The organism is Pantoea phytostimulans (assembly GCF_046118715.1).
Classification (GTDB): Bacteria; Pseudomonadota; Gammaproteobacteria; order Enterobacterales; family Enterobacteriaceae; genus Pantoea; species Pantoea phytostimulans.
The window spans coordinates 2,813,921-2,826,848 of sequence record NZ_CP173698.1 but is presented as its reverse complement, the minus strand read 5'-3'; the positions used below and the strand labels follow the sequence as shown (position 1 = coordinate 2,826,848).

11 protein-coding genes are annotated in these 12,928 nt (G+C 51.7%); 5 read left to right on the top strand and 6 right to left on the bottom strand.

Going from position 1 to position 12,928, the window contains the following annotated elements:
- Positions 1-50: 50 nt before the first annotated feature.
- A complete protein-coding gene (proP, locus tag ACF2G4_RS13245) occupies positions 51-1,556 on the bottom strand; it encodes a glycine betaine/L-proline transporter ProP (protein ID WP_215845333.1) in 1,506 nt (501 codons plus the stop codon).
- 424 nt (positions 1,557-1,980) lie between these two features.
- Here proP and ACF2G4_RS13240 point away from each other — a divergent pair, with 424 nt between their 5' ends.
- Positions 1,981-2,454, top strand: a complete 474-nt coding sequence (locus ACF2G4_RS13240) for a hypothetical protein (protein ID WP_215845334.1) — start codon at positions 1,981-1,983, stop codon at positions 2,452-2,454.
- On the opposite strand, the gene ACF2G4_RS13235 is transcribed toward ACF2G4_RS13240, so the two are convergent.
- Positions 2,443-3,405, bottom strand: coding sequence for a D-2-hydroxyacid dehydrogenase family protein (locus ACF2G4_RS13235; protein WP_332626041.1), 963 nt, complete (start codon positions 3,403-3,405; stop codon positions 2,443-2,445). The genes ACF2G4_RS13240 and ACF2G4_RS13235 overlap by 12 nt on opposite strands.
- Positions 3,380-4,984, bottom strand: a complete 1,605-nt coding sequence (locus ACF2G4_RS13230; protein WP_409074952.1) for an EAL domain-containing protein — start codon at positions 4,982-4,984, stop codon at positions 3,380-3,382. Before ACF2G4_RS13230 ends, ACF2G4_RS13235 begins: the two co-directional genes overlap by 26 nt.
- Before the next feature lie 234 nt (positions 4,985-5,218).
- Between ACF2G4_RS13230 and ACF2G4_RS13225 the strand changes: the two genes are divergently transcribed.
- Both ACF2G4_RS13225 and ACF2G4_RS13220 read left to right on the top strand, forming a co-directional pair.
- Positions 5,219-5,983 carry a class II aldolase/adducin family protein gene (locus ACF2G4_RS13225; protein ID WP_243079891.1) on the top strand — a complete coding sequence of 255 codons (765 nt, stop codon included), beginning with the start codon at positions 5,219-5,221 and terminating at the stop codon, positions 5,981-5,983.
- Positions 5,984-5,992: 9 nt separating this feature from the next.
- Entirely contained in the window at positions 5,993-6,946 is a 954-nt protein-coding gene (locus ACF2G4_RS13220; RefSeq protein WP_215845337.1) for an ABC transporter substrate-binding protein, read from the top strand.
- A 54-nt stretch (positions 6,947-7,000) separates the two neighbouring features.
- Here the strand turns inward: ACF2G4_RS13220 and uxuA are convergent, their stop codons facing one another.
- The gene (gene uxuA / locus ACF2G4_RS13215; protein ID WP_243079890.1) at positions 7,001-8,185 is read right to left on the bottom strand and encodes a mannonate dehydratase; all 1,185 of its coding nucleotides are present in this window, start codon (positions 8,183-8,185) and stop codon (positions 7,001-7,003) included.
- 149 nt (positions 8,186-8,334) lie between these two features.
- On the opposite strand from uxuA, the gene ACF2G4_RS13210 reads away from it, so the two are divergent.
- Complete coding sequence (locus ACF2G4_RS13210) at positions 8,335-9,027, top strand: FadR/GntR family transcriptional regulator (RefSeq protein ID WP_409074951.1); 693 nt, start codon at positions 8,335-8,337, stop codon at positions 9,025-9,027.
- On the opposite strand, the gene ACF2G4_RS13205 is transcribed toward ACF2G4_RS13210, so the two are convergent.
- Positions 9,016-10,071 carry an AI-2E family transporter gene (locus tag ACF2G4_RS13205; protein WP_243079889.1) on the bottom strand — a complete coding sequence of 352 codons (1,056 nt, stop codon included), beginning with the start codon at positions 10,069-10,071 and terminating at the stop codon, positions 9,016-9,018. The genes ACF2G4_RS13210 and ACF2G4_RS13205 overlap by 12 nt on opposite strands.
- 392 nt (positions 10,072-10,463) lie before the next feature.
- Here ACF2G4_RS13205 and ACF2G4_RS13200 point away from each other — a divergent pair, with 392 nt between their 5' ends.
- Complete coding sequence (locus tag ACF2G4_RS13200; RefSeq protein ID WP_243079888.1) at positions 10,464-11,684, top strand: MFS transporter; 1,221 nt, start codon at positions 10,464-10,466, stop codon at positions 11,682-11,684.
- A gap of 94 nt (positions 11,685-11,778) precedes the next feature.
- On the opposite strand, the gene ACF2G4_RS13195 is transcribed toward ACF2G4_RS13200, so the two are convergent.
- Entirely contained in the window at positions 11,779-12,594 is an 816-nt protein-coding gene (locus ACF2G4_RS13195; protein WP_215845340.1) for a TIM barrel protein, read from the bottom strand.
- Positions 12,595-12,928 lie beyond the last annotated feature (334 nt).

Below are 12,928 nucleotides of genomic sequence, written 5' to 3'. Positions count from 1 at the left end.
GAGAGCAGAGACAGAAAAAAATCTCCCGCCGGGCGGCGGGAGAGAAAAGATTACTCGTTGATGTCTGGGTGCTGCTGCACCAGGTTTTTACGCTTCGCTTCGAGGCGCGTAATTTCTTCATCGATATCTTCGATTTTCTGCTCGATATTATCGTGATGTTCCTGAAGAATTTCACGCGCTTCATTAAGGTCAGACGCCGCAGGCGTAGCGCCTTTCAGTGGTTTGTTCGCGGTCTCTTTCATGTAGATACCGGTAATTAAACCAATCACGGCGATGACCATCAGGTAGTAAGCCGGCATATAAAGGTTGTTGGTGGTTTCAACCAGCCAGGCAGCAAAGGTGGGCGTCAGACCCGCAATCAGTACCGAAATGTTGAAGGCGCTGGCTAACGCACTGTAACGGATGTGCGTTGGAAACATGGCGGGCAGCGACGATGCCATCACGCCGGTAAAAGCATTCAGAATCACAGCAAGCAATAGCAGACCCGCAAAAATCAATCCTAATACGCCGCTATTAATCAACATGAACGCCGGAATCGCGAAGATCAGTAACGCGATACTGCCAATGATGATAAAGGGACGACGACCGAAGCGGTCGCTCAACATTCCCATGACGGGCTGAACGAACAGCATACCAATCATGATAGCGATGATGATCAATACGCCATGATCTTCGGAGTAATGCAGGTTATGCGACAGGTAACTTGGCATGTAGGTGAGCAACATGTAGTAGGTTACGTTGGTTGCAATCACCAGCCCTACGCATGCCAGCAGGCTGCGCCAGTGTTTAGTGGCAATCTCTTTGAAAGAGACTTTTGGACCGTCACGCAGGCCTTCGCGATCGCCTTGTTCCAGTTTTTCAACGTGCTGCTGAAACGCCGGCGTCTCTTCCAGCGCATGACGCAGATAGAGACCAATGATGCCCAGCGGTAACGCCACAAAGAACGGTAAGCGCCAGCCCCATTCAAGGAAGCTCTCTTCACCAATAATGGCGGAGATCAGCACCACTAAGCCTGCACCCAACACAAAGCCCGCGATAGAGCCGAAGTCGAGCCAGCTGCCCATGAAGCCGCGTTTGCGGTCCGGCGAATATTCGGCAACGAAGATCGATGCACCGGTATATTCACCGCCCACCGAGAAGCCCTGTGCCATTTTTGCCAACAGCAACAGAATAGGTGCCCAAATGCCGATTGAGGCGTAAGACGGTATCAGGCCGATACAGAACGTACTGATCGACATGATGATAATGGTAATAGAGAGAATCTTTTGGCGACCATATTTATCGCCCAGCCTACCGAAGAACAAGCCGCCCAAAGGACGAATTAAGAAAGGAACAGAGAACGTACCCAGCGCAGCAATCATCTGCACACTGGGAGAAGCATCTGGAAAGAACACCTTGCCCAGCGCATAGGCTACAAAGCCGTATACACCAAAATCAAACCACTCCATCGCGTTGCCCAAAGATGCCGCGGTGATGGCTTTACGTAAACGGGCATCATCAATGATGGTGACATCATCAAGCCCAATTGGTTTTACACGCTTCCTACGCAATTTCATAGAATTACCCTGTAATGGAACATGAAAGTCCTCAACGGCGCGAACCGAGCAAATGCATTCAGACCGCTGCGTTGAGGAAATTTAAGCATAGCCGGAAAAGTGCCTTTTCCCCTGGCGGTAAAAGCAATAATTCCTGTCGAAATTATCGCTTCAAGCGACAGAGTATACCGTTTTAGTGTGATATTTGTCATGTTTGACCTGATAATGACCGTTTTGGCCGGGTAACAAGCAGCAGGCTAGTGGGTTAAAAATGGCGGTGTCTGATGACGATTGATGGATTTTTCCGCAGTGCTGAAAAGCGCCAGTACTGCGCTTAATAAGGTTAATCTTAAGTTAAAGTAATGTATATTTTGACTGCTTATTGAAACTTGCCAGATTTGAAACATTCGGTAATACTCTGCGCGTCATGACGTAAGGAGGATAAATGACACGGATATCGCTTCAGCCCTTCAAGAACTCCTGGCTGTCTCAATTTGACACCATAGAAAGAAAATTAATCAATTATCGGCCCCTCTCTCGACGAAAGCCTGCTACTAAGGTGATTCCGCAGTTCTGGATTCAGTGTGACGATCGCGCTGAACAAGCACTGCAACAGCTAGCACAAAATCCTGATGATTTACTTCGACGCGCAAACGATTGGCTGACCAGGCAGGGCAAGGATTGCATCCGACAATTGCAGCAATTAGGCGAAGCGCTACACATTTCTACCCGTACCGGCAAAAATAGCGCTCAACTGGATGAATATCAGCGCTTGGTGGGGCAATTAATGCCGACGCTGGAGCGGATTAATCAGCGCCTTCAGGCGCAATCCGCCGCGCCGCTGCAGGCAGGGAATGAAGATTCCGTTGAAGTGGCGTTACGCGTCGCCATGAAGCGCCGCGCGCCACTATTTAAGTAGAGAACGCAGCGGCTTGTTATCCAGCCACGCCGCGATATTTTCTACCGCCTGAGCAAAGTAAGCCTGATAATTGCTGTCGGCGACGTAACCCAGATGCGGCGTAGCCACGACGTTAGGCAAATTGCGCAAAGGGTGATCGGCAGGAAGCGGCTCAGTTTCAAATACATCCAGTGCAGCTCCCGCAAGTTGCCCCGATTTGAGAGCAGCAACCATCGCGGATTGATCAACCAGCCCAGCACGCGAAGTATTAACCAGCAGCGCGCCCGGTTTCATGTGCGCCAACGTGCTGGCGTCCAGTAGGTTACGCGTGCGATCGCTAAGCACCAGATGAAGTGAGACGACATCGCTGTTTGCCAGCAGCGCCTGTAACGTGGGCATTTGGGTTACGCCACATTCTGCTGCGCGTTCAGCCGTCAGATTCTGGCTCCACGCACAGACCTTCATATCAAATGCCTGCGCGACTTTTGCCATCGCGCTGCCTATTTTGCCTAAACCCACTAATCCCAGCGTTTTACCTTGCAGCGTCATGCCCAGAGATTGCTGCCAAGGGCCGTTGGTGCGCAGCGCCTGATTCTCGTCGGTAATGCGCCGTGCCAGTGCGAGTAAAAGTCCCCATGTCAGCTCCATTGGCGGCGCGCTGCTGCTGCTGGTGCCGCACACTTCAATGCCACGCTCGCGGCAAGCAGCCAGATCGATCGCGGCATTGCGCATGCCAGAGGTCACAATCAGTTTTAATGCAGGTAAACGCGCTATTAGCGCCGCATCAATGGCTGTGCGTTCGCGCATCACCACTAAAATATCGCTGTTGGCAAGTTGCTCAACCAGCTGGTCGGGTTCATCAATATGTTGTTGCAGGCTACGCGAAGTGACAACGGGTTGCAGCGATTCCCAGTCCGCCAGTGATAAGGCGATATTCTGATAATCATCAAGAAGGGTGCAATTCAGACGCATCATGATCCTCAACGTGAATGGGCAAGGGGCCTTTTTCTTTGAGCCAGATTTTCAGCGCGCTATTACTCATGGGCTGAGCGTAATAGTAGCCCTGAATAAACACCACGCCGCGTTGTTGCAAATAAAGAAGCTGTAACGGCGTTTCCACGCCTTCACCCAAAACCTGTAAACGCAATTTAAAGCTGAGATTGATAATAGCGTCCAGTACCGGTGTTTCACCGCCCAGCGATTCAATAGCGTTAATAAAACCCCGATCAATTTTTAAATAATCGAGCGAGAAGGTCATTAAATAGCTCAGCGAGCAATGACCGGTGCCAAAATCATCAATCGCGACCTTAATGCCGACTTCACGCAACGCATCAAGTTTACGCGCCACGGCGTCGCCATCTTTAATCAGACTGCGCTCCGTTAATTCCAGCGTAATAACAAATTGTTGATGCTTTACTTTTTCGACAAATTGCAGCATATCGCTGACGAATTCAGGATGCTGTAAATGTTCAGCGGCCACGTTAATGGCTAAATGAAAACCCGGCTCAACTTCCCAATCCTGCACATCTTCAGCGATTAATTCTATTAAGTGGCGTGTTAGCGGCACAATCATGCCTTCGGCTTCAGCCGCGCTGATAAAAATATCGGGACGGATCACGGTGCCGTTAGGCAACGTCCAGCGCATTAATGCTTCGGCACCGGAGCAGCGCTGCAGTTGGTCGTTGTAAACCGGTTGATAATGCACGGTAAACTGGCGGCCATTAATGGCGCGGCGTATCTCATCGCGCCATGATATCCGCCGTTGCAGCCAGTTAGCGGTAAGGATCATCAACAGAATTGAAAAAATGGCAGCCATCGGCAGAAAGACAAACAGAACCTGACGCCAGGCACGGGCTAATTCAGAGCCTGGTGCCACGATATTGACGCTAATCGGGTAGCGCAATGAGGTCGTCTGATAGGTTTGAGCATCAAAAAAACGATTTTTCACCGTCTCAACTTTACCGACAGAAATAGGCGCGCCGTCGTTGAAACGCATTGAGAGCTGATAACTGCGCGATTCACCGATGGCCTCCATGAAATCCATCAAGTATTGACCATCAATCACCGCCCAAAAGCCTTCACCGTCTGGCAATTGGCGCACAAAGATCACCGCAGGGCGATTGGGCACGCCTGCAGTGCCGGCAATCGACAAACTCCACCAGGCGCGGCCTGTTACCGGCGGATCGCGCATGATCATCTCTTTGAGCGAACCCGGGTTTAAGCCATACGCGGATGAGCAGGCCACCCTGTCATCCTTTAACTTCCCAATAGCCCTGAAATAGGCACTTAGCGTGCCTGCAAGCTGTAATTTATCTTCGATTTGGTTGCAAGGTTGGTAATGGTATTTACGCAGAGAAGTGATCATATCCCAGCCGCTATCGCTCATTTTTTCGGCCTGAGACAAAAGCGTTTTTGCGGCGCTCACCTGTTGCTGGCGGACCGTATGGTGAGCATCGATAACGGTAAAAATAGTGCCAAGAATCAATGGCAATGCGCCAGCGAGGAGAATGATGAGCCTGGCGTAATCACGTTTTCGTTTCAGTGGCGGCACCGCAAAATCCTCTAAAGGTGATCCATATTGAGGAGGTGCTAATGAGTCAGCGCAGCATAGCATGTCCTCGGGCGATGCAGGGTAGCGTTTTGATTAAGATCAAAACTGATTAAGGTCAATTATCGACCGTTCATTGCAAATATTGACAATGTTTTGCCGTTTTTGGCATTTCCCTGACGTGAAAAGGCTGTGTCACGATGACCGCAAGCACATATTCAGCAACAAGGAGCGGACATGAGCACGGCAATTCTGACCTCAACTTCCTTACAACAGCGCGTAAGCGATGCCGAATGGCAGGCTCGCGTTAAGCTCTCACAAGCCTACGTATTAGCCGCAAAACTCCGTTGGACCGATCACATCTACACCCATTTTTCGCTGCGTGTGCCGGGCGATCAACCCCACTTTCTTATCAATGCTTATGGGCAAACGTTTGATGAAATTCGGCCTGAAACGTTGGTGAAGATTGATATTGACGGCAATATTATTGACGACCCAACAGGGCTGGGAATTAACCCTGCGGGATTTGTTATTCACAGTGCTATTCATCGTGCGCGCCCAGATGCACATGCGGTAATGCATACCCACACCGCCGCAGGAATTGGCGTATCGGCACAAAAACAGGGTTTGCTGATGATTTCTCAGCACAGCACCCGTTTTCACCAGCGCGTGGGTTACCACGATTATGAAGGTATCGCCCTCGATCTGGATGAACAGCAGCGCATCGTCGCCGACCTCGGTTCTCTCAATGCGCTGATCCTGCGCAATCATGGCTTGCTGACCAGCGGTGGCAGCATCGAAGAAGCTTTCTACAACCTTTATTACCTTGAGCGAGCGTGCCAGGCGCAGCTTGCGGCGCAGTCTGGCGGCGCTGAATTACTGATTCTGCCGGATGCGGTGGCAGAGAAAGCCGCGCAGACGTTTGAGAACAGCATTACCAATAAAAAATATCTACTGCATTGGGATGCCTACATCCGCCAGCTCAACCGTAACGCGCTGTAAGGGATAAAGATGAAAATCATCAGAGTGGCGCTCGTCGCCCTGTTAGTCAGTGTGAATCTCAGTGCGCAGGCAGCAGAGGATTTGAGTAAGGTGACGCTGGTGTTGGGCGATCAAGCTCGCAATCTGCGCTCGCTGGTAGAAGCGGCAGACGTAATGAAAGATGCGCCTTATCACTACCGCTGGGCGAATTTTCAGGGTGCTGCACCTTTGTTTGAAGCACAGCGGGCGGGCGCGGTTGATACCTCTTACGCGGGCGACCTGCCGGTATTGATGGCCGCCTCCGGCGGCGTGCCGCTGAAAATAATTGCCACCAATGTTGGTGATGGCGGCTCAAATGGTTTGGTGGTTCCCGCCGACTCGCCGATCCACAGCGTAAAAGATTTAACGGGTAAAGAAGTGGTGGTCTCATCGGCACGCGGCAGTATCTCGCAGTATTTGCTGTATCAGGCGTTGGATGAAGCGGGGGTAAAACGCGACAGCGTGCCGGTACGTTTTGTGTTGCCTACCGATGCCAGTGCAGCCTTTAACTCCGGTCAAATCGGCGTTTGGGCAACGTTTGATCCCTATTTAGGTATTGCGGAACAACAGGGTGGACGCGTGTTGCGTGATGGAAAAGGGCTTACCACAGCGTTGTCATTTGTGACTGCTACGCAAGCATCGCTCGACGATCCGGGTAAGCGTGCGGCGATTGCTGATTTCACCCAGCGACTCGAAAAAGCCCGTAAATGGGCGATCAGCCATCCAGAAGCGTACAACAACGTTTATGCACAGCTAACGCGCCTGAAACCACAGGATGCGCAGAAAATTACCGCCCGTATTTCCCACGGTATTCGCCCTGTGACACCGGACGATATTGCCAAAGTGCAGGAAGTCTCGAATCTCTTCAGCGAATTGAAGATTTTGCCAAACGCCGTGAACGTGCAGGCGATTACGGATAGAACCGTATTTAACGCAGCCCCTTAATCGCTGAAAGAAAGCCCCGAACAGCGCAACCTGTTCGGGGCTTTTTTATGGCCTTTAATCCTGAAAAAACGTTTGGCGCAGCGCCACTTCAACGCCTCGCAATTCCGCTAATCCTTTCAGACGGCCAATGGCTGAATAGCCGGGATTGGTACGCTTGTGCAGATCGTCTAACATTTGGTGGCCATGATCGGGACGCATCGGAATCGCGCGTTGGTTCCCCGCCCGGCGGCGACGTTGTTCTTCTGTCAGAATCGCTTTGATCACGCCGACCATATCGACGTCACCGGCCAAGTGCGCCGCCTCATGGAAACTGTTGGGATTTTCTTCGCGCTTGGTGGCGCGCAGATGGATAAAGTTGATGCGGTCAGCGTACGTTTCCGCCATCTCGACCAGTGCATTGTCTGCCCGCACGCCATATGAACCGGTGCAGAAGCAGAAGCCGTTATGCAGGCTGTCGACAGTTTCTTTGAGCCATTGCATATCCTCCTGCGTCGAAATAATGCGCGGCAAACCGAGAATAGGGCGCGGGGGATCATCAGGATGCACCGCCAGTTTAATACCCACTTCTTCCGCCACCGGCACGATGGCACGCAGGAAAGTCGCCATGTGTTCACGCAGTTTGGCCTTATCGATACCGTCATATTGCGCCAGCTGCGCCTGGAACTGTTCCAGCGTATAGCCCTCTTCGGCGCCTGGCAAACCGGCAATAATATTACGTACCAGCGTGGTTTTTTCCTCTTCGCTCATGGCGGCGAAGCGGTTAGCAGCAGCTTGCTGCTCTTCAGCACTGTAATCTTTTTCGGCACCGGGACGTTGCAGCAGAAACAGTTCAAAGGCGGCAAAAGCATCCGCATCAAAGCGCAGGGCTTTTGCGCCATCGGGCAATTCCCACGCCAGATCGGTTCGCGTCCAGTCGAGTACCGGCATGAAGTTGTAGCACACCGTATCAATGCCACAGGTCGCCAGATTGCGGATCGATTGCTGATAGTTAGCGATGTAACGCGCATAATCGCCGCGCTGGGTTTTAATGGATTCGTGCACCGGAATGCTTTCGACCACCGACCAGATCAAGCCTTTTTCCGCCAGTAACGCCTGACGCGCTTTGATCTCTTCCACCGGCCAGACTTCGCCATTCGCAATGTGATGCAGCGCGGTCACAATGCCTGTTGCACCCGCCTGACGTGCATCATCCAGAGAAACCGGATCGTTCGGGCCATACCAACGCCAAGTGTGTTCCATTTTCACTCCCTTTGTGATTTGGCCCAGTGGTCAGGCCGCTGGACCAAGAGTAAGATAGTGCGCTATAAAAGGCCGTGATCGGGATCGCAGCATGAAAAAATGTGAGCGCTGCGACACGTCGGTCTTCTGCGCACGCAAAGGAGAAAGAGATGGCGCTACCTGTACTGAAAGCAGAACGTTTATATCGTCAAATCGCTAACGCGATTATGGACAGCATTAAAAAGGGCGAATTTGTGCCGGGCGGATTATTGCCTGCGGAACGTGAGCTGGCGAAGCAACTTGGTGTGAGTCGCTCATCGGTACGCGAAGCCTTAATTGTTTTGGAAATGACGGGCTGGGTGGATATCCGTACCGGAAATGGCATTTATGTGGCGCAAGCGCTGCCGCAGGGCGGCATAAAAAATGACATCAGAGAAACAGAAAGCTTCAGTCTGCACGACCTGCTTCAGGCGCGTGAAGCTTTTGAAGGGATGTTAGCTGCCTTTGCAGCGCGTCATGGCACTGCACAACAGCGCGCCGCCTTGCTGGCGTTGACAGCAGAATTGCAGCAGTTTAATGAAAATGACGCCGCGTTTCTGGAGCAAGATAAACAATTTCATCTGTTAATCAGCGAAATGAGCGGCAACGATCTGCTGCGCGACATGATGGAATATCTCTGGAACAAGCGTCAAAGTCCGCATTTTAAACGGTTGGAGCGGCACTACGCAGATAACGCATTTGCCCAAGAAATGAATGAGGATCATCAGCACATTGCCGAGGCGATTGTCGCGGGTGATGAAACCGCTGCACGTGCGACGATGGAAAAGCATCTACAACACGTGCAGCAGCGTTTACTTGGTTAATCCTTTCGCGCGTTTGGGACGTCCGGTACCCAGCATGATCGCCAGACGGCTACCGCCCGGCGTGGTCTCCATCAATATTTTCGTAATGCTGGTCAGCGGCACCGATAGCAGCATACCGACCGGCCCCAGCAACCAGCCCCAAAAAATCAACGACAAAAAGACCACCAGCGTTGATAAACCCAGTCCACGCCCCATCAGGCGCGGTTCCAGCATATTGCCGAACACCATGTGAATGGCAGAGAACAGCGCCGCCACCATCACGGCATCAAAGAGGCTGTTCAGCAGCAGCGCCTGAATAAACGGTGGAATACCCGCAAGGATTGGACCGATGTTAGGAATGAAGTTGAGAATAAACGCCACCACGCCCCACAGCAGCGCGAACTTCACGCCCAGCAACACTAAGCTGAGCCAGACGGCAACGCCGGTAACTAAGCTAACCAGCGTTTTTAATGCCAGATAATGCGTGACGCCTTTCAATGCTTTGTGCAATCCCGCGATGCGTATTTTGGGATTGACCAGTGCGTTACGCATTTTGTAAGGCAGATGGTGGACTTCAAACAGCATGAAAACCACCGTCAGAACCAGCAGCACAATATTGGTCATGGCACCGGAAAAACGGGTTAGCGCACTGGTGGCCAGATTCATCATCATGCTGGGATCGAAGCGTTGTACCAGAGACTCGGTGGAGATATTAAGGTGAAACTGCGCTGCTAAATGCTGCACAACCGTCATTTTCTGTTCCAGGGTGGCGCGTAATTGCGGATAGATATCCGAAAATTCACTCACCGAACTGGCTATTACCGCGATGAGCAGCAACATCACCAACATAATCACCGTAATAACCAAGGTGATCGCCACTCCACGACGTAACCCGCGCCGCATCAACATCGTCACCAACGGATTAAGCACAATAGCGAAGAAGGCCGCGAGTAACAGCGGAACCAGAATATCGGAAGCTGCGCGGATACCCGCCAGAACGATGACCAGCATCGCCAGTTTAATCAGAATATTTTGCCCAATTTTTTCCTGCTGTAGCTCGCTCATTCCCTCTCCTGAAATAAAATTGGCTGAGAGAAGTGTAGCCTAAGCCGGATTAACAAACTGATTTATCAGAGAAACGGTAAGAGCTCACTCACGTGGCGACGCAGTCATGCCCGCGCGCCCACTATCAATGTCAGACGGGAAAGCAATGTGACTGCCGCTATTGTCCCACCACACCCTGTTCACACTGTCGCCAGATAAAATCGTGATGGTTTGCGTTGCCGCTGACGCAAATCGGTACGGTAAACCGCTCGCAGAGCACAATAGCGAACCTCCTCTCTATTGTTGTCTGTAAGCGGGGCCGATCAGCCACCGCCTTGCCGCAATCCGAATTATTTAAGGTATAGTCATTTCTTGAGCCTAAAAAATTCAGCTAAAGACGAGCGCAATCACTCATGCCAGACCAACCCGCAGCGCAATCTGCACCCCGTCATTCGCAGATTACCCTCCTGATTATCTCCATTGTGATGTACAACTTTGCTACTTATCTCACTATCGGTTTACCGTTAGCGGTGCTGCCGGGTTTTGTCAACGACACGCTCGGCTACAGCGCTTTTTGGGCGGGATTAGTCATCAGCTTGCAGTATCTCGCCACGCTGCTGAGTCGTCCGCATGCTGGACGATACGCCGATCTCTGGGGACCAAAAAAAGTGGTGGTTTGGGGGTTGGTGGGGTGTTTGATCAGCGGGTTATGCATTTTGGCGGCAGCATTGACGCTCAGCACACCAACGTTGAGCCTGGTGTTGCTGTGTGTGGGACGATTAATTCTTGGCGTGGGCCAAAGTTTCTCGGGAACGGGCACCTCGCTATGGGGCGTGGCGCGCGTCGGCTCGCTGCATATTGGTCGGGTAATATCCTGGAATGGCATCGTCACCTATGGCGCGATGGCGATTGGTGCGCCGCTCGGCGTCATGATTTTTCGTATGGGCGGCTTATTGTGGCTCTCCGCCATTATTATCACTATTTCTGTGGTCGCCATTGCTTTGGCAATACCGCGCCCAGCGGTAAAAGCGAGCAAAGGCAGGCCACTGCCGTTTCGCGCCGTGTTGGGAAAAGTGTATGGATTTGGCCTGATCCTGGCGATGGGATCCGCGGGCTTCGGCGTTATTGCGACCTTTATTACGCTGTTCTACAAGGCGAAAGGCTGGGAAGGTGCCGCCTTTGCGCTCACGCTGTTTAGTGCCGCTTTTGTCGGTGCACGCTTGCTGTTTCCCAATGCGATTACTCGTCACGGTGGACTGCGCGTTGCCAGCGTTTGCCTGGCAGTGGAAGCGGTTGGTCTGTTTCTGGTGGCGGGCGCATTTGAGCCCTGGATGGCAAAAGCGGGGGCGTTTCTCACCGGCGCAGGCTTCTCGCTGGTATTCCCGGCAATTGGCGTGGTGGCGGTAAAAGTGGTGCCGCAGCAAAATCAGGGCAGCGCGTTAGCAACCTACACGGCGTTTATGGATTTATCTCTGGGGATCACCGGGCCAATTGCCGGGTTTATCATGAGCTACGCAGGTGTGCCGCTGGTCTATCTGCTCACCGCGCTGTTGGTCTGCTTTGCGCTGTTTTGCACATTACGCATGATTCGTCATCAGCCCACCGCGCTGAAGAGTGAAAGAGAGGAAAAGTAAAAAAGCGGCCTCCGACCGAGGCCAAAAAATGTGTCACAAGACACAGATAAGGGTAAGGTCACGCGGCGCAAAGACGTCAGCGCCGCGCAGGGGATTAGGCTTGTAGCAGTTCGATACTGAAACGAATTTGGCGTTCTATTTCGGTTGGCGTCCAGCGGTTTAGTTCGGATGAGAAAGGCTCAAACGCGTAGACACCTTTATAACCAAGCATCTCCAGGCGCTTCACCTGCGCCACGCTGTTCAACACATCGTGATCACTCAACATGATGCGTTCTTCGTCGGTCAACTCAGCCGTTGGGCGGGTATCTTCCACGCCGGACAAGTGCACCAGGCCAATCTGGTTAACATCAATCTCTGCCGGAAATTCTTGTTCGGCATTTTCATACAGATGGTGGTGGAAAGTATCCAGCAGCAGTTTAAACGGTACGTTGGCATCACGAATCAACTGCTGTGCCTGTACGGCAGAACGCAGCGAACTGATCGGGAAACCCAGCGGCTCAACTAAACCCTGCACGCCATAATGTTCAAAACGCGGCGCGAGTTTCTGCATCGCTTCCAGCGTCTGCTGAGGTGAGATGGCAACGCCTTCGTTCAGTGGGCACATCACCAAGGCTTTCGCACCGATACTTTTCGCCTCTTTTAACAGCGCCTCCGCTTTTTCCAACAGCGCATCGTCGGCACGGTTAAAGGGATAAAGCGCATTAATAGTGACAATTTCAATATGATATTTCTCGGTAAGCGCGCGCAGTTGTTCAGGTGATAAATCATCTGTCACTTTGCCGCTCGGCATGTCATTACGCAGCTCTACTTTGCTTAATCCCAGGCGCTGTACTAACTGGAAGAAGGCTTCCAGCGAAAGGGCAGGGGCAATTTTTCGGTTAATACAGAAACGAGTGGGATCAATGGCCATGCTGCGGCTCCTGTTAGGGGAGATAAGATGCAGCAAAGAAAACATTTATTTCATTAATAGTGAATAATGGAATGCGTATTATTAGATCTGCTTCGCAATAATTTCATATTTCGTTCCATAGCACAGCTCCTCCACCCTGTTTCTTTGAAAAAACACATAAGATTTTATGGCACTGCTGCCGCTGCTGGAGGCGCATTATCACTGGCTAAAATGCATTTTGATGCCAACACGCAAAGCCGCGAAGAAAAATGCGATCTGTGCCGCTAAAAAGAAATTTTCCAAAAAGAACTATTTGAAAAATTTGTTCCACTGTAATAGCTTCATAACACGCTTT